At 64.2% G+C, this 15,917-nt stretch carries 18 protein-coding genes; 4 read left to right on the top strand and 14 right to left on the bottom strand.

Features of this window, described 5'->3' with window-relative positions; genetic code table 11:
• Positions 1-181 precede the first annotated feature (181 nt).
• Both rpsO and truB read right to left on the bottom strand, forming a co-directional pair.
• Positions 182-451: a 30S ribosomal protein S15 gene (gene rpsO, locus ABT375_RS06585; RefSeq protein ID WP_119745455.1), complete on the bottom strand. Its 270-nt coding sequence runs from the start codon at positions 449-451 to the stop codon at positions 182-184.
• A complete protein-coding gene (gene truB, locus ABT375_RS06590) occupies positions 452-1,399 on the bottom strand; it encodes a tRNA pseudouridine(55) synthase TruB (RefSeq protein ID WP_416464534.1) in 948 nt (315 codons plus the stop codon).
• Positions 1,400-1,498: 99 nt separating this feature from the next.
• On the opposite strand from truB, the gene ABT375_RS06595 reads away from it, so the two are divergent.
• A complete protein-coding gene (locus ABT375_RS06595; RefSeq protein ID WP_416464535.1) occupies positions 1,499-2,194 on the top strand; it encodes an HAD family hydrolase in 696 nt (231 codons plus the stop codon).
• Here the strand turns inward: ABT375_RS06595 and ABT375_RS06600 are convergent.
• The 9 genes from ABT375_RS06600 to rimP all read right to left on the bottom strand — a co-directional run bounded on the left by ABT375_RS06600 (position 2,187) and on the right by rimP (position 10,659).
• The gene (locus ABT375_RS06600) at positions 2,187-2,738 is read right to left on the bottom strand and encodes a GNAT family N-acetyltransferase (protein WP_261936589.1); all 552 of its coding nucleotides are present in this window, start codon (positions 2,736-2,738) and stop codon (positions 2,187-2,189) included. The genes ABT375_RS06595 and ABT375_RS06600 overlap by 8 nt on opposite strands.
• A complete protein-coding gene (locus ABT375_RS06605) occupies positions 2,735-3,313 on the bottom strand; it encodes a thymidine kinase (RefSeq protein WP_224547484.1) in 579 nt (192 codons plus the stop codon). Before ABT375_RS06605 ends, ABT375_RS06600 begins: the two co-directional genes overlap by 4 nt.
• Positions 3,314-3,322: 9 nt before the next feature.
• On the bottom strand, positions 3,323-4,222 hold the full coding sequence (locus tag ABT375_RS06610; RefSeq protein ID WP_416464536.1) for an alpha/beta fold hydrolase: 900 nt from the start codon (positions 4,220-4,222) through the stop codon (positions 3,323-3,325).
• 40 nt (positions 4,223-4,262) lie between these two features.
• Positions 4,263-4,442, bottom strand: coding sequence for an AbrB/MazE/SpoVT family DNA-binding domain-containing protein (locus ABT375_RS06615; protein WP_416464537.1), 180 nt, complete (start codon positions 4,440-4,442; stop codon positions 4,263-4,265).
• A 35-nt stretch (positions 4,443-4,477) separates the two neighbouring features.
• The gene (gene rbfA / locus ABT375_RS06620) at positions 4,478-4,876 is read right to left on the bottom strand and encodes a 30S ribosome-binding factor RbfA (protein WP_261936587.1); all 399 of its coding nucleotides are present in this window, start codon (positions 4,874-4,876) and stop codon (positions 4,478-4,480) included.
• Between the two features lie 126 nt (positions 4,877-5,002).
• Positions 5,003-7,585 (bottom strand): translation initiation factor IF-2, encoded by a 2,583-nt coding sequence (gene infB, locus ABT375_RS06625; protein ID WP_261936586.1) that lies wholly within the window; start codon positions 7,583-7,585, stop codon positions 5,003-5,005.
• Between the two features lie 81 nt (positions 7,586-7,666).
• Entirely contained in the window at positions 7,667-8,329 is a 663-nt protein-coding gene (locus tag ABT375_RS06630) for a DUF448 domain-containing protein (RefSeq protein ID WP_224547489.1), read from the bottom strand.
• A gap of 216 nt (positions 8,330-8,545) precedes the next feature.
• Positions 8,546-10,120, bottom strand: a complete 1,575-nt coding sequence (gene nusA, locus ABT375_RS06635) for a transcription termination factor NusA (RefSeq protein ID WP_066603703.1) — start codon at positions 10,118-10,120, stop codon at positions 8,546-8,548.
• Positions 10,121-10,134: 14 nt separating this feature from the next.
• Complete coding sequence (gene rimP, locus ABT375_RS06640) at positions 10,135-10,659, bottom strand: ribosome maturation protein RimP (protein ID WP_416464538.1); 525 nt, start codon at positions 10,657-10,659, stop codon at positions 10,135-10,137.
• Positions 10,660-10,925: 266 nt separating this feature from the next.
• On the opposite strand from rimP, the gene ABT375_RS06645 reads away from it, so the two are divergent.
• Genes ABT375_RS06645 through ABT375_RS06655 form a run of 3 tightly spaced genes read left to right on the top strand, consistent with a single transcriptional unit; the run spans position 10,926 to position 12,756 of the window.
• Positions 10,926-12,065, top strand: a complete 1,140-nt coding sequence (locus tag ABT375_RS06645; protein ID WP_416464539.1) for a PQQ-dependent sugar dehydrogenase — start codon at positions 10,926-10,928, stop codon at positions 12,063-12,065.
• 53 nt (positions 12,066-12,118) lie between these two features.
• The gene (locus tag ABT375_RS06650) at positions 12,119-12,376 is read left to right on the top strand and encodes a type II toxin-antitoxin system Phd/YefM family antitoxin (protein WP_416464540.1); all 258 of its coding nucleotides are present in this window, start codon (positions 12,119-12,121) and stop codon (positions 12,374-12,376) included.
• Entirely contained in the window at positions 12,373-12,756 is a 384-nt protein-coding gene (locus ABT375_RS06655; protein ID WP_416464541.1) for a type II toxin-antitoxin system VapC family toxin, read from the top strand. Before ABT375_RS06650 ends, ABT375_RS06655 begins: the two co-directional genes overlap by 4 nt.
• A gap of 48 nt (positions 12,757-12,804) precedes the next feature.
• Here ABT375_RS06655 and ABT375_RS06660 read toward each other — a convergent pair whose 3' ends face one another.
• From ABT375_RS06660 to tpiA, 3 genes are all read right to left on the bottom strand, one after another.
• Entirely contained in the window at positions 12,805-14,436 is a 1,632-nt protein-coding gene (locus ABT375_RS06660) for a CTP synthase (protein WP_416464542.1), read from the bottom strand.
• Between the two features lie 89 nt (positions 14,437-14,525).
• Entirely contained in the window at positions 14,526-14,915 is a 390-nt protein-coding gene (gene secG, locus ABT375_RS06665; RefSeq protein WP_224547503.1) for a preprotein translocase subunit SecG, read from the bottom strand.
• 217 nt (positions 14,916-15,132) lie between these two features.
• A complete protein-coding gene (tpiA, locus tag ABT375_RS06670) occupies positions 15,133-15,894 on the bottom strand; it encodes a triose-phosphate isomerase (protein ID WP_416464543.1) in 762 nt (253 codons plus the stop codon).
• Between the last annotated feature and the right edge of the window lie 23 nt (positions 15,895-15,917).

The following is a 15,917-nucleotide window of genomic DNA, read 5'->3' on the forward strand; positions in this document are numbered from 1 at the left end:
AGGGCTTTGCTGAGCGGAGACGAAGCACACTTCGCTTTGCTCAGTGGAGGGCTTCGACTTCGCTCAGCCCGAACGGTGTGGGGGACGCTCCCCCGATTATTCCGCCGCCTTGCCGAATTGCCAGACGATGGATGTCAGAATCAGAAACGGCCCCGAATGGGGCCGTCCCTTTTTAGCAGGCTTACTTGCGCAGGCCCAGCTTGGCGATCAGGTCGGTGTAACGCGCCTGATCCTTCTTCTTGAGATAGTCCAGCAGCGAACGACGCTTGTTGACCATCATCAGCAGACCACGACGGCTATGATTATCCTTGTGGTGACCCTTGAAATGCTCGGTCAGGTTGGTGATCCGCTCGGTCAGGATCGAAACCTGAACCTCGGGCGAACCCGTGTCACCCTCGGCGCGGGCATATTCCTTGATCAGCGCTTCCTTGCGCTCGGCAGTAATCGTCATCTAATCGTCTTCCCTCGACATCAGGTTGAAACCGCGCACCACGACGATCTGATGATCGTCCGACCGCACCAGCGCCACGGGGATATCGCCCAATGTCGCCAGATACTGGCCGTCGGTGGCAGCGATCCCGGTCAGTATCTTCCCCTGGCGGAGAGCGATGGCCTGATCGGGAGAGACGGGGAGAGCCGGGATGTCGTCCAGCCCCGCCGTCAACGGCAGCATGAGCCCACCGATGCCGCCGCCCTTAGCAGCTTCGTCCAATTTGTCCAGCGATATCGCGGTTTCCAGCGTGAACGGCCCGGCCTTGATCCGGCGCAGCATAGTGACATGGCCGACCGTCCCCAATGCCAGTGCGATGTCGCGGGCAAGGGAGCGGATATAGGTGCCCTTGGAGACATGGGCGGTCAAGGTAATTGCTTCCAATTCCCCGGCTCCACTATATCCAATCTGTTCACGCGGAAACTCCGAGACGCGGATAGAGTGGATGGTGACGCTGCGCGTTTTCATCACAACTTTTTCGCCTTTTCGAGCGAGGTCGTAGGCGCGCTGACCGTCGATCAATATCGCACTATAAGCTGGCGGCGCTTGCTCGATCGGCCCAGTAAAGCGCGGCAGAATAGCCTCTACTTGTTCCAGACCGGGATAACCGGTGGATACGGCAATCACCTTGCCCTCAAGGTCGAGTGTGTCAGTCTGCTCGCCAAACTTGATCGTAAAATCATAAATCTTGTCGCTATCGAGCATCCGGCCCGCCAGCTTGGTCGCCTCCCCGATCGCGATCGGCAGCACGCCTGTCGCCAGCGGATCGAGGGTGCCGCCATGGCCGACCTTCCACTTTTCCGTCCCGCCCAGCAGCTCCCGCTGCACGCGCAGCGCGCGCTTGACCGCGCTGACCGCCTGGGTGGAGCCGAGGCCATGCGGTTTGTCGAGAATGATCCAGCCATGCATGGCGGCGGGCCTTATCCGGCCTGCCCCGCCCTGTCAGCCTTTAATGCGTCCCCCCCAATCGGCATTTCCCCGCGCCCCGCCCTGCGATAAGGAGCGCCCATGACCATCAAGCTCATCTGCCTCGATGCCGACGACACGCTCTGGCACAATATGCGCCATTTCAACGCGACCGAAGACGCGCTGCTCGACATGCTGCGCCCCTTTGCGGAAGCCGACATGACGCGCGAGCGGCTGATCGCCTGCGAGACGCGCAACCTGCCGCTCTATGGCTATGGGGCGAAGGGCTTCACCCTGTCGATGATCGAGACGGCGGTGGAGCTGGCTGGCGACAAGCTGTCCAGGTCGATGATCGAGGGGATATTGGCGGCGGGCCGTGCGCTGCTCGCCCATCCGGTCGAGCTGTTCGACGGCGTGGAGGACACGCTGGCGCGACTGGCCAAAGTCGGCCCGCTGGTGCTGGTGACCAAGGGCGACCTGCTGCATCAGGAAAGCAAGCTGGCGGCGTCGGGCCTGGGCGACCTGTTTTCGGGCATAGAGATCGTCAGCGACAAGAAAGCGGACACGTTCCGCACCCTGTTCGCCCGCCTGGGCATCGCGCCGGACGAGGCGGTTATGGCGGGCGATTCGATGCGATCGGACATATTGCCCGCGCTGGAGGCCGGCGCATGGGCTGCCTTCATCCCGCAGGAAGGCGGCTGGTCGCACGAAAGCGCCACGGCGCCATCCAGCCATGAACGCTTCATCCAGTTGGAGCGGCTGGCCGACCTGCCCGACTGGATCGCGACGATCAGCTAATGCGCGCCCGCCATTCATCGGCCAGGATCGAATAGATCGCCGTATCGCGGACATGGCCGGTCCAGGTCACCCGCTGCTTGCGCAGGACTCCCTCGCGCACCGCGCCCAGCTTTTCGACCGCCTTTTGCGAGCGGACGTTGCGCTGGTCGATGCGAAATTCGATACGGGTGAAGCCGCATTCCAATGCGCGCCCGATCAGCAGCGGCTTGATCCGGCCGTTCAGCCCGGTGCCGCGCGCGGATGGCGTCATATAGGTGCCGCCCAGTTCCAGCCAATTGTCGGCCGCGTGGATGTGCAGATAGCCCGACATGCCGACAGCGGCGCCGTCGGCGACGATCAGGAAAGGACAGCGATCGGGATTGGCGAGGGTCGCGTCGAATATCGCATCGAAATGCGCGCCTGCCCAGTTACTGGGAAAAATCTCCCATACCGGATCGTCCGCCGGGCAGAGCGGGCGCAGCGTCTCGCGATGCGCTTCGCGCAACTGTTCCAGATGCAGGCCGGGCGCTTCGATCGGCGCAAGCAGGCGTTCGATGCGGGTCATCGCCGCATCTGCTCCACGAAGTGGCGGCGGCATAGTGCGACATAGCGATCATTGCCGCCGATTTCGGTCTGCGCGCCCTGCTGGATCGGCCGTCCGCCCGCATCGACGCGCAGGTTCATCGTCGCCTTGCGGCCGCAATCGCACACCGTCTTGATCTCTGTCAGCGTGTCGGCCAATCCCAACAGCGCGGCGCTGCCGGCGAAAAGCTGCCCCTGGAAATCGGTACGGATGCCGTAGCAGAGGACCGGAATGCCGAGCCGGTCGCAAACTCCGCCCAACTGCCACACCTGCGCCTCGGTCAGGAATTGCGCCTCGTCCACCAGCACGCAGGACAGCGGCGTCGCGCCGTGCCGGGCAGCAATGGCGGCGAAGATATCGACCTGCGGATCGAACAGAGCGGCAAGCGCCTCCAGCCCGATGCGCGACACGATCCGCCCGCGGCCAAAGCGATCGTCGAGCGCGGCGGTCCACAGCATCGTGTCCATGCCGCGCTCGCGATAGTTGAAGTCGGATTGCAGCAGGGTGGTCGATTTCCCCGCATTCATCGAGCTATAATAGAAATAGAGTTTCGCCATCGGCGCCGATTAGCGGATCGTCGGTGCGACGCCAGCCAGGAAACGCACCAGTGCGTCGGCCAGCGCGATCCGCTTGTCGGAGAAGCTGTGATCGGTCGGCCAGACCATCAGCCGCGCGTCCGGATTGGCGCCCTGCGCATCGGCAGCCGCCTTGCGCGCCATGGCGCCTATCCCCTTTTCCGCGCCCAACAGCGTCAGCGGACGGCGACCATAGCCGGCCAGGCGGCGACCCAGGTCGAACTTCTGCCCGTCGGCCTTGATCTCGCCGGTCAGCCCCTCATAGGTCGCGCCATGGAGCGGCGGCAGGTCGCTCGCCACTTCCGCCTTCCACCCCGCCTCGCCTTCCGGCGTGGCCAGCGCCGCCACGGTCTGCGCCGGGTCCCAGGGATCGATCAGGAACAGCCCGGCGACGCGCGGATCGGCCGCGGCGGCATCGGCGGCCATGAAGCCGCCCATGCTGTGCCCGGCGACCACGATCGCGCTGGTGTCGATGCGATATCTGGCGACGATGGAGGGTTGCTGGAGATATTGCAGCGCGGTGAAGGCGTCCTCCGATGCGTTGGCGAAGGAGAATATGCCGGGGCTGCCCCAACTGCCGCGATAATGGAGCGTCAGCACATTCCACCCGGCGCGACGGACGGCCTGGGCCAGATCGAGATTCTGTTCGTTGCCGGGAAAGCCGTGGAGCAGCAGCAGCGTCGGGTGGATGCCTGCGCCCGCGGCTGTGTACATGACCGCGTTCATCGCCCCGTCCTGCGCGGGGATGACGAAGGCACTCATGCTTGCAGGATAGGCGGCGTCAGGTCTGGGATCGGCGATGACGGCAGGATGGATCGCCGGCTCCTTGGCGAAGGCGGGCGACGACGCGGCGAGTATGGCCGCAACTGCAAACCCCGATAATGTCCGCACCGATAACCCCCACATGATCGAGACTCGCCGAATGACGCTGCTATGCAACCGGAACCGTCCCGATTTGCCGCCCCGGCATAGGCATCCCGGTCGCCGGGCGCATAAGAAGGCCGCCATCATGAACTGACAGTTGGACCGCATCCCCCGGCCGCAGACCCAACAGCCTGCGAAGCGCGGCTGGCAAAGTGACCCGGTTATCGTGATTGACGGTCAGCTTCATGCGGCGACTATGCGGTAGAAGCACAGGCACCGCAATTATTCTTCGCCCTCGTCCTTCACCAGATCCTGCGCCACTTTGGGCTGACGCAGCAGCTTGTCGATATGACTGCCCTCGTCGAAGCTGTCGTCCGCCAGGAATTTCAGCTTGGCGGCATATTTGAGCGCGATGCGACTGGCGACCGCGCGCTGCAGATAGGCGGTATTGGTGCGCAGGGCCTTCAGCACCGCTTCCTCATCCTGCCCCAGCAGCGACTTGATGAAGATGGTGGCGTGGCGCAGGTCGGGGGACATGCGCACTTCGGTGACGCTCACGACATGTCTGGCCAGCACGTCGTCATGCACGTCGCCGCGCTGGAGGATGTCGGACAGGACATGGCGCACCTGTTCGCCCACGCGGAGCAGGCGGACGGACGGGCCTTCGGGTTGTTGGGCCATAGCCTAAATCTCCCCCCTCCCTGCTCGGGAGGGGCCGGGGGCGGGCTCCTCCCACCGGCCATAGCAATTCAGGAGAGGGCGAGCCCACCCCCAATCCCCCTCCCGCAAGCGGAAGGGGGATATGGCTTACAGCGTGCGCTGACGCTCTTCGACCTCGAACAGTTCCAGCGTGTCGCCGGGCTTGATGTCGTTCGTATCCTGCAGGACCGCGCCGCACTCCATGCCCGCGCGGACTTCGGACACATCGTCCTTGAACCGGCGCAGCGAGTGGATGACCGTCTTGGACACGATGACGTCGGACCGGGTGAGGCGCGCATTGAGCCCCTTGCGGATGATGCCGTCGAGGACGAGCAGACCGGCCGCCTTGTCCTTCTTGCCCGCCGGGAACACCTGCAGCACTTCGGCGCGACCCACGATCGTTTCGATGCGCTCTGGCGCCAGCTGGCCCGCCATTTCGTTGCGGACTTCTTCCAGCAGGTCGTAGATCACGTCATAATAGCGCAGCGAAATCTTCTCGCGCACGGCCATCGGACGCGCCTTGGCATTGGGACGGACGTTGAAGCCAATCAGCGGCGCGCGGCTGGCAGCGGCCAGCGTAACGTCGCTTTCGGTGATCGCACCGACGCCGGAGCTGAGGATACGCACCTTGATCTCGTCGGTCGAAATGCGGTTCAGCGCAGTGACGATCGCTTCGACGGACCCCTGCACGTCGCCACGGATCACGACCGGATATTCGATCATGGTCGTGTTGAGCGCCGAGAACATGCTTTCGAAGTTGGTCGGCACAGACGCCGTCCGCTTGAGCGTGATCTGCTCCTGACGATAGGCGGCGACTTCGCGGGCGCGCGCTTCATTCTCGACGACGGTGAGCTGGTCGCCCGCCTTGGGAACGCCGGACAGGCCCAGCACCTCGACCGGGGTCGAGGGACCGGCGGACTTCACCTGCTGACCCTTGTCGTTGACCAGCGCACGGACCTTGCCGCTTTCCGCGCCGATGACGAAGGTGTCGCCGACTTTGAGCGTACCCTTGCGCACCAGCACGGTAGCGACCGCACCGCGGCCCTTGTCGAGCTGCGCCTCGATCACATTGCCTTCGGCGGCGCGATCGGGATTGGCGGACAGCTCCATGACTTCGGCCTGGAGCAGGATCTTCTCGATCAGTTCGTCAAGGCCGGTCTTCTTGAGCGCGGAAACCTCCACGTCCTGAACGTCGCCGCCCATATCCTCGACCACGATCTCCTCGCTCAACAGGCGCTCGCGCACCTTTTGCGGGTTCGCTTCGGGCTTGTCGCACTTGTTGATCGCCACGATCATCGGCACGCCGGCCGCCTTGGTATGGTTGATCGCCTCGATCGTCTGCGGCATCAGCCCGTCGTCGGCCGCCACCACCAGGATGACGATGTCGGTGACGTTGGCGCCGCGGGCGCGCATTTCCGAAAAGGCTTCATGGCCCGGCGTATCGAGGAAGGTGATGACGTCGCCACCCTTGGTCGTCACCTGATAGGCGCCGATATGCTGGGTGATGCCGCCGCTTTCGCCCGCGACCACGTCGGTCCCGCGCAAGGCGTCGAGTAGCGAGGTCTTGCCGTGATCGACATGGCCCATGATGGTGACGACCGGCGCGCGAGGCTTGAGCGTTTCAGGCGCATCGACATCGCCGGTGATGCCGATTTCCACGTCGGCGTCGGACACGCGCTGAATGCGGTGGCCGAATTCCTCGACCAGCAACTCCGCCGTATCCTGATCGATCGGCTGGTTGAGCGTAACCGCCTGACCCATCTTGAACAGCGACTTGACCAGGTCCGCGCCCTTTTCGGCCATACGGTTGGCCAGTTCCTGCACGGTGATGATTTCAGGCACCACGACGTCGCGGACCTGCTTGTCGCGCTGCTGCGCGCCGCCGGCATAATGGGCGCGACGCTCCTTTTCACGGGCGCGCTTGAGCGCTGCAAGGCTGCGGGCGCGGGCGCTGTCGTCATCGGCCAGCGCCTTGGTGACGGTCAGCTTGCCGGCCTGGCGGCGATTATCTTCGCCCTTCTTGGCGCGTTCGGGCTTGGTCGGCTCGGGGCGCTTGACCGGCGTGACCGGGGTGAAGCGGCGCGGCGGCGGCGCGGCGGCCGCGGGCGTGGCGGGCCGCTCCTGTTCGGCGGGCGCGGCAGGCGCTGCGGCCTCTTCCGTAGCCGGTTGCGCAGGCGCGACGGCCTCGGCGACCGGTTCGGGCGCAGCCCGTTCGACCGGCTCGGGCGTCGGCGGCGCTTCGGCCGCCTGGCGATTTTCCTCGGCGCGGCGCTTTTCTTCCTCGCTGGCGGCGAGACGCGCGGCATCCTCACGACGGCGCGCATCTTCCAGCGCGGTCATGCGGGCTTCCTCAGCCTCGCGCAGCAGCTTGGCCTGCAATTCCTGACGCGACATCAGGCTCTGCGGCGGCGACTGGCGCACCGGCGCAGGCTGCGGCGCGCGGGTCTGCTGCGGCGCAGGCGCGGCCGGGCGCGGCGCGACCGGAGTGGGATCGGCCTGGGGCGCAGCCGCAGGGGCAGCACCGGTCGTCTCACCCGGCTTGCCCAGGACGCGGCGCCGCTTCACTTCAACCACGACCGTATTCTTGCGGCCATGGCTGAACTGCTGCTGCACCTGACCGGATTCCACGGTCCGCTTGATGCCCAGTGGCTTGCGGCCCAGAACCGGCTTGTCTTCCTTGCTGTCACTCATACGACTGAACTTAACCCTTCACTTCCGCTCCGACCGGAAAGGCCCGTCGGCGCCCTTAACAAATTCACATCCGAACTTAACCTAAACGACCACGCCCGGCACATCGGTGGAGTCAGGCTCCCCCTGTACAGGCGCCCCGTTAGCGCAACCCAGATAGCTTTCCAAGCGGCCGATGGCCGCACGCAGACGCGACGCCGCACGCGAGTCGGTTACTGCGATATGGACGACATTGTCGCGCCCCATTGCCATAGATAGGGCCTCCCGGTCCACAGGCAAGACGATACCCGCCAAATCCGTACCTTCGGCCTCCTGCCCGACGCGCAGCGCCTGGTCCAGTTTCCGGTTGCCGTCAGCCGCCGCATCAGCGGCATGGAGCAGCAACCGCACCTGCCCCTTGCGGCACGCGACGTCGATCTTTTCGGACCCCGTCAGCAGCATCGACGCACGCGATTCCAGCCCCAGCCGATCCAGCAGCGTCTTGCGCAGCCCGGACTCGATCATCGCCGGCAGGTCGTCGGATATCTGGAGGGCGCTATCCTTGAACGCACGGGCGAGCGCGCCCTTGAGCTTGCCCTTGGCCAGCGCGGTTTCCAACTCGGCGCGCGATACGCCGATCCAGGCGCCCCGCCCCGGCGCCTTGGCGCGAATATCGGGCAGCACCTGACCCTCCGGCCCCACCGCCAGGCGAACCAGCGTGTCGGGGTCGGCTCGGTCGCCGGTCAATATGCATTTGCGTTCGGTCATGCGCGCCCCTCCGCCAAAACGGATGAAAGGGCAAGTCCGACGCTGTCGAGAGGCGCTATTCTCTCATCGGGGAGTGTCCGCAACATAGGCGTCCTCCCTTGTTGGAGAGCCGGACAGGACAGCCGCCAGCCCTTCCGGCCGCTCGGTGAGCGACCGGATGGCGTCAGCGATGATCGCGTGGCCAGTCGGGCGGAGGGCGATAAAAGACATGGAGGCTCAGGCTTCCTCGTCTTCGAACCAATGGGCGCGGGCGGCCATGATGATCTCATTGCCCTGCTCGTCCGACAGGCCATAGGCCGCCAATATGCCGCCCTTGTCCTCGGCGCCGCTATCCGATTTGCGGCGACGCTGGTCGACGCGCTTCTTCTGCACCAGTTCGTCGGTGGCCAGGTCGGCCAGGTCGTCGAGCGTCTTGACGCCCGCCTTGCCCAGCGTGACCAGCATGGCTTCGGTCAGATGCGGCATCTCGGCCAGCGCGTCCTCGACGCCCAGATTGGTGCGTTCCTCGCGGGCAGCGGCCTCGCGGCGCTCCAGCGCTTCAAGCGCGCGGTTCTGCAACTCGGCGGCCAGCTCGTCGTCAAAGCCTTCGATCGCCGCCAGTTCGTCGATCTCGACATAGGCGACCTCTTCCAGCTCGCCAAAGCCTTCGGCGACCAGCAACTGCGACAGCGTCTCGTCCACGTCCAGTTCGTTCTGGAACAGTTCGGAGCGGCTGACGAATTCCTTCTGGCGCTTCTCGCTGGCGTCGGCTTCGGTCATGATGTCGATCGCCTTGCCAGTCAACTGGCTGGCGAGGCGGACATTCTGGCCGCGGCGGCCGATGGCGAGCGACAACTGATCGTCGGGGACGACGACTTCGATACGCTCTTCTTCTTCATCGATGACGACGCGGCTGACCTGGGCCGGCTGCAACGCATTGACGACGAAGGTCGCGGTATCTTCCGACCAGGGGATGATGTCGATCTTTTCGCCCTGCATTTCCTGCACGACGGCCTGCACGCGGCTGCCCTTCATGCCGACGCAGGCGCCGACCGGGTCGATGCTCGAATCGCGGCTGATGACGCCGATCTTGGCGCGGCTGCCCGGATCGCGGGCGGCGGCCATGATGGTGATGACGCCGTCGTAGATTTCCGGCACTTCCTGCGCGAACAGCTTCTTCATGAATTCAGGATGCGCGCGGCTCAGGAAAATCTGCGGCCCGCGATTTTCGCGACGCACGTTCAGCACGACCGAGCGGATGCGGTCACCGACGCGAACGACTTCGCGCGGAATTTGCTGGTCACGGCGGATCACGCCTTCGGCCCGGCCCAGATTGACGACGACATGGCCGAATTCGACCGACTTGACGACGCCGGTGATGATCTCACCCACGCGGTCCTTGAACTCTTCATGCTGGCGCTCACGCTCGGCGTCGCGGACCTTCTGGAAGATAACCTGCTTGGCCGACTGGGCGTCGATGCGGCCCAGGTCGATCGCGGGCAGCGGATCGACGATGAAGTCGCCGATCACGGCATCCTTTTTCAGCTTTTGCCCGGCCTTCAAATCGACCTGCTTGAAATAATCCTCGACCAGTTCGACCACCTCGACGACGCGCCACAGGCGCAGGTCGCCGGTTTCCGGGTCCAGCTTGGCACGGATGTCGTTTTCGGCGCCATAGCGCGCGCGGGCGGCGCGCTGGATCGCGTCTTCCATCGCTTCGATGACGATCGCCTTGTCGATCATCTTTTCGGATGCGACGCTGTTGGCGATCGCGATCAGTTCGGCCCGATTGGCGGAAATGGCGTTGGCCATGGCTTTATGAACCCTTATTCTTCGGTTTCAAAATCATCCGCCCCATCGGAGGAAAGCGGCATTGTAGCAGAAAGGAGCGCGTCGGTCAGCAGCAGCTTCGCGTCGCTGACCAGCGCGAAAGGAATGACGACGTCGCCACTCTTCGCGTCGGTAAACAGGATATTGTCGCCTTCGACCCCGTTCAGGACGCCGCGGAAGCTCTTGCGTCCCTCGACGATCTCGGTCGCGGAAATCTTGGCCTCATGGCCGGCCCATTCGATGAAGTCGTGCAGCCGGGTCAGCGGCCGGTCGATGCCGGGCGAACTGACCTCCAGACGATAGGCCTCCTCGATCGGATCGACCTCATCCATCACGTCCGAAATACGCCGCGAGATGGCAGCGCAATCCTCGATGACCAGTTGCTTGGTCTTCGGGTCTTCTGCCATGATCTGCAACGTATGCTCGTCGCCCGACCCGAACAGCCTGATCCGCACGAGGTCGAAGCCCAGGGCCTTTACCTCGGGTTCGATCAGCGCGGTCAATAGGGCGATGTCCGCCATGCAATCTCCAGAAACTCTATGCGCGCTTCCCCTGCCGTACACCTAACAAGCGCCGCAAGCGTTCCGCTTGCGGCCCTGACATGTTTGACGATGTAAGGAAGCAAGGGCGATATAGGCGTGAGCCACGCAATCTGCAACATTATTCGTCTTGTTGTATTCTAACCGTTCGGGCTGAGCGAAGTCGAAGCCCTCCACCGAACGAAGAGAGGTGCTTCGCCATGCTCAGCATAGCCCTTCGACTTCGCTCAGGGCGAACGGAGAAAATTATGACCCGAGCTATTATGACCGCCCTGCCCCTCATCCTCATCGCCTGTTCGGCCGAGAACGCCACCGGCCAGAACAGCGCCGCTGCGGCGGACAAGCCGTTCAAGACATCCGTCATAGCCGATTTCGATTCGCCCTGGGCCATGACCTTCCTGCCCGACGGACGCGCCTTGGTGACGGAGAAGGCAGGCGAGATGATTCTGTTCGATCCCAGGAACGGCACCAAGATCCCGATCGCGGGCATCCCGGCGGTCGACAGCGCGGGCCAGGGCGCCCTGATGGACGTGGTGCTGTCGCCGACCTTCGCCAGGGACAAGGCCGTCTATTTCAGCTTTTCGGAGGAACGTGACGGGGTGAAAGGCGTGGCGCTGGCCAAGGGCGCGTTCAATCAGGCCAGCGACGGCACGACGAAGCTGGATGGCGTGACCGTCCTCTTCCGCGCCAGCCCCTATGTCGACGGCAACGGTCATTATTCGGGCCGCATCGCCTTTTCGCCCGATGGCCAATATCTTTTCTTCACCAATGGCGAGCGGCAGAAGTTCGACCCGGCGCAAGACCCCAAGGCGACGCTGGGCAAGGTGCTGCGCCTGAACCTGGACGGCACGCCCGCGGCGAACAATCCGCTCGCCGCCAAGGGCTTCCATCCCGCCATCTGGTCCTATGGCCATCGCAATCTGCTGGGCATCGCCTTCGACAAGGATGGCCGCTTGTGGGAACAGGAAATGGGACCGAAGGGCGGCGACGAGGTGAACCTCATCAAGCCCGGCCTCAACTATGGCTGGCCCAAGGCGTCGAACGGCAGCCATTATGACGGCCGCGACATTCCCGATCATAAGGCGGGCGACGGGTTCGAGGCACCCAAAGTCTGGTGGAATCCGGTCATCTCGCCCGGCGGCCTGCTCTATTATGCGGGCGACATGTTCCCACAGTGGAAGAACTCGCTGTTCATCGGCGGCCTGTCCAGCCAGAGCCTCGTCCGGGTGAAGCTGGACGGCGAGAAAGCGGAAAAGGCCGACCAGTGGGACATGGGCGCCCGCATCCGCGAAGTGGAGCAAGGGCCAGACGGCGCGCTGTGGCTGCTGGAGGACGGCAAGGAAGGATCGCAGGGGCGGATGCTAAAGCTGACGCCGGCAGCATCTTGATTTGGACCATTAGATGGTCCATAATCATCCCTTAATTGCATGGGGCGAACGAGATGAAAATTTCCGTGTCCGACGCCAAGGCGCAACTGACCGACCTGGTCAGGCGCGCCGAAGCGGGTGACGAAGTCATCCTCACCCGTCACGGCCACGCGGCTGTTCGCCTCGTTCCCATCAAGGCGCAGGTGGACGCGAAGTCGCGACGCGCATCGATCGAGAACATTCGCGCAGAGGCGGCAAGGCTCGCTTCCCCCGGCCCTTGTGCGGCGCGAAGCCAGGACTTCCTCTATGATGATGACGGCCTGCCCAGTTGATCGCCATCGATACGTCCGCGATCATGGCCATCCTGCTGAATGAAGCGGAAGCGGATGTTTGCGCGGCAGTGTTGGGAAGCGACGACGCGCTGATCATGTCAGCGGGCACGCTGACGGAGACTCTGACCGTAGCCCTTCGGCGCAATTACAGTCGGCAGGCCAAGCGCCTGATCGAGGAACTCGACATCGACATAGTGGCACTGACTCCGGACTCCGCCCGACGTGCAGCAGACGCCTACGCCCGATGGGGCAAGGGTGTGCATCCCGCCAGCCTCAATTACGGCGATTGCTTCGCCTATGAACTGGCGACCACGCGCAACTGCCCGTTGCTGTTCGTCGGTAATGATTTTGCGCAGACGGATGTGACGTCCGCGCTGTGATCCGCACCATCGCTTGAACGAAAAACGGGGCCATCCGGCCCCGCTTTCTTACATCAACCGGCTCTGCTTGACCGCCGCTTCGATGAAGCTGGCGAAGAGCGGGTGCGGGTCGAAGGGTTTGGACTTGAGTTCCGGGTGGAACTGCACGCCCACGAACCAGGGATGGTCTGGCCGCTCGACGATTTCGGGCAGCGTGCCGTCCGGCGACATGCCCGAAAAGATCAGGCCGCCCTTTTCCAGCGGCTCGCGATAGCCGGCATTGACTTCATAGCGATGACGATGCCGCTCGCTGATGTCGTCGGTGCCGTAAATGCCCGCGACGACGCTGTTGCCGGTGAGTTTCGCCGGATAGGCGCCCAGCCGCATCGTGCCGCCCAGATCGGTGTCGGCGGTTCGCTTCTGCAAGCCTTCCGTGCTCATCCATTCGGTGATGAGGCCCACGACCGGCTCGGACGTATCGCCAAATTCGGTGGTGGAGGCATCGGCGATACCCGCGGTGTTCCGCGCGCCCTCGATGCAGGCCATCTGCATCCCCAGGCAAATGCCGAAGAAGGGCACATTGCGTTCGCGCGCGAATTTGACGCTGGCGATCTTGCCTTCCGACCCGCGCACGCCGAAGCCGCCCGGCACCAGGATGCCGTGCATCGGCTCCAGGCTGGCGACGATGTCGTCACCCTTCTCGAACAATTCGGCGTCGATCCACTTGACCTTGACCTTCACCCGGTTGGCTAGGCCGCCATGGTTCAGCGCTTCGTACAGCGACTTGTAGGCGTCGAGCAGGCCGACATATTTGCCTACCACGCCGATCGTCACTTCGCCTTCGGGGTTCTGCTGGCGATCCATGATGTCGTCCCAGCGGGCAAGCTGGGGCACGGGCGCATCCTTGATGCCGAAGGCGCGCAGCACTTCCTCGTCCAGCCCTTCGGCGTGATATTGATGCGGCACGGCGTAGATGCTGCTGGCGTCAAGCGCGGGGATGACCGCTTCGGGACGCACGTTGCAGAACAGTGCAATCTTCTGACGCTCGCTGTCGGGCAGCGGATGCTCGCAACGGCACAGAAGGATGTCGGGCTGGATGCCCAGCGAGGTCAGGTCGCGCACGCTGCGCTGGGTCGGCTTGGTCTTCAGCTCGCCCGCCGCCGCGATATAGGGCACCAGCGTCACATGGACGAAGATCGACTGGCCGCGATCCAGGTCGTTATGTAGTTGGCGAATCGCTTCCATGAAGGGCAGCGATTCTATGTCGCCCACCGTGCCGCCGATTTCGCAGAGGACGAAATCGATATCGTCGGTGTCGGCCAGCGCGAACGCCTTGATCTCGTCGGTGACGTGCGGGATCACCTGCACCGTCGCGCCCAGATAGTCGCCGCGCCGTTCGCGCTGGATGATCGTCTGATAGACGCGGCCCTGCGTCACATTGTCGCTCTGGCGCGCAGACACGCCGGTGAAGCGCTCATAATGGCCCAGGTCGAGGTCGGTTTCCGCCCCGTCGTCGGTCACATAGACTTCGCCATGCTGATACGGGCTCATCGTGCCCGGATCGACGTTGAGATAGGGGTCGAATTTCCGGATTCGCACACGGAAACCTCGCGCCTGCAGCAGCGCTGCAAGCGAAGCGGCCATCAGGCCTTTGCCAAGCGAGGAGACCACGCCGCCGGTGATGAAAATATACCGCGTCATGGGAGGAGAGGCTTAGCCTTTCGGAACAACAAAGGGCAAGCGCGCGAATCCACGCACGCTAAAAAAAGATCGAAAGATCGGTGAAAGGTTTAGTTGGCGAGCGGAACCGCGCCATTGGCCGCCGGAGCCGAGGGCGTCGCGGACGCCGCATTGCTGGCCGCACCCGCCAGCGGATCGGCATTACCGGCCGGGGCTGGAGCGTTCTGCGTGGCCGGAGCCTGCTTCACCAGCGAGGTGTCGATGTCGCTGGGCGCATGACGCACCGATGCGATCACCGCCATGACGATCGACAAGGTGACGAAAATCGTCGCCAGCACCGTGGTCGACCGGGTCAGGAAATCCGCCGCGCCGCGCGCCGACATCAGGCCCGCCGGGCTGCCGCCCACGCCCAGACCGCCGCCTTCCGACTTTTGCATCAGGATGACGGCGACCAGCAGAGCAGCGATGATGGCCTGCACGACGAGAAGGAAGGTGAACATGCGACGGGGTCCGGTACTTTAGAATGCGTTGGCGCGCACATAGCGACGATGGGCGTTGGGGGCAACCGCGCCTTTTTCTCCCCTCCCTTTCAAGGGAGGGGCCGGGGGTGGGTGCGATTGCGCCAGCAATCGCTTGCTACGCGTGAGGCAAAGGTTACGGCTCGCTCCGCTCGCTACCCACCCCAACCCCTCCCTTGAAAGGGAGGGGCTTATTCAGTCAAACCGCCGCCGTCACCCTGGCGTCGGCCGCCTCGATGATCGGCGCGAATTTCTCGGCCGTCAGGCTCGCACCGCCGATCAGGCCGCCGTCGACATCGGCGATCGCCAGCAATTCGGCCGCATTCGCGCCGTTCATCGACCCGCCATAGAGGATGCGCATCTTGTCCGCTTCAGTGCCAATGCGGGTGGCGAGCGCGGCGCGCAGCGCGGCGTGCATGGTTTCCACAGCCTCCATCGTCGGGATACGGCCGGTGCCGATCGCCCAGATGGGTTCATAGGCGACCGCCAGCCAGTCCGCCGCCGCGCCTTCGGGCAGCGACGCCAGCAACTGCGCCGACACCACGGCTTCCGCGTCGCCCGCGTCGCGCACGTCCAGGCTTTCGCCCACGCACAAGATGACCTTCAGGCCCGCCGCCTTGGCCGCCAGCGCCTTGGCCGCGATGTCGGCGTTCGTTTCGCCCCGCGCCTCGCGCCGTTCGCTATGCCCGGTGATGACCCAGGTCGCGCCCGCTTCTGCGAGCATTTCGGCCGACAGCGACCCGGTATAGGCGCCGCTCATGTCCATATGGCAGTTCTGCGCGCCGATGAACGCCGCGCCGCGCTTTTCCGACCCGGCCATGATCAGCGTCGCGGGCAGGCACAGCCCGACCTCGACGGCCGGATGCGCGGCGGCCAGATCGCCGATCGCCTCCACTTCATCCAGATGCTCGCGCATCCCGTTCATCTTCCAGTTGCCGACAACCAGCTTGCGCCTGCTCATCTGACCGTTTCCCCTGTATGTAA

The sequence above is a fragment of the Sphingomonas sp. VDB2 genome (genome assembly GCF_047946695.1).
GTDB lineage: Bacteria > Pseudomonadota > Alphaproteobacteria > Sphingomonadales > Sphingomonadaceae > Sphingobium > Sphingobium bisphenolicum.

Coding starts and splice junctions, on each gene's coding strand:
- rpsO (WP_119745455.1), bottom strand. CDS start 451: ATGACGATTACTGCCGAGCGCAAGGAAGCGCTGATCAAGGAATATGCC.
- truB (WP_416464534.1), bottom strand. CDS start 1,399: ATGCATGGCTGGATCATTCTCGACAAACCGCATGGCCTCGGCTCCACC.
- ABT375_RS06595 (WP_416464535.1), top strand. CDS start 1,499: ATGACCATCAAGCTCATCTGCCTCGATGCCGACGACACGCTCTGGCAC.
- ABT375_RS06600 (WP_261936589.1), bottom strand. CDS start 2,738: ATGACCCGCATCGAACGCCTGCTTGCGCCGATCGAAGCGCCCGGCCTG.
- ABT375_RS06605 (WP_224547484.1), bottom strand. CDS start 3,313: ATGGCGAAACTCTATTTCTATTATAGCTCGATGAATGCGGGGAAATCG.
- ABT375_RS06615 (WP_416464537.1), bottom strand. CDS start 4,442: ATGAAGCTGACCGTCAATCACGATAACCGGGTCACTTTGCCAGCCGCG.
- rbfA (WP_261936587.1), bottom strand. CDS start 4,876: ATGGCCCAACAACCCGAAGGCCCGTCCGTCCGCCTGCTCCGCGTGGGC.
- infB (WP_261936586.1), bottom strand. CDS start 7,585: ATGAGTGACAGCAAGGAAGACAAGCCGGTTCTGGGCCGCAAGCCACTG.
- ABT375_RS06630 (WP_224547489.1), bottom strand. CDS start 8,329: ATGACCGAACGCAAATGCATATTGACCGGCGACCGAGCCGACCCCGAC.
- nusA (WP_066603703.1), bottom strand. CDS start 10,120: ATGGCCAACGCCATTTCCGCCAATCGGGCCGAACTGATCGCGATCGCC.
- rimP (WP_416464538.1), bottom strand. CDS start 10,659: ATGGCGGACATCGCCCTATTGACCGCGCTGATCGAACCCGAGGTAAAG.
- ABT375_RS06645 (WP_416464539.1), top strand. CDS start 10,926: ATGACCCGAGCTATTATGACCGCCCTGCCCCTCATCCTCATCGCCTGT.
- ABT375_RS06650 (WP_416464540.1), top strand. CDS start 12,119: ATGAAAATTTCCGTGTCCGACGCCAAGGCGCAACTGACCGACCTGGTC.
- ABT375_RS06660 (WP_416464542.1), bottom strand. CDS start 14,436: ATGACGCGGTATATTTTCATCACCGGCGGCGTGGTCTCCTCGCTTGGC.
- secG (WP_224547503.1), bottom strand. CDS start 14,915: ATGTTCACCTTCCTTCTCGTCGTGCAGGCCATCATCGCTGCTCTGCTG.
- tpiA (WP_416464543.1), bottom strand. CDS start 15,894: ATGAGCAGGCGCAAGCTGGTTGTCGGCAACTGGAAGATGAACGGGATG.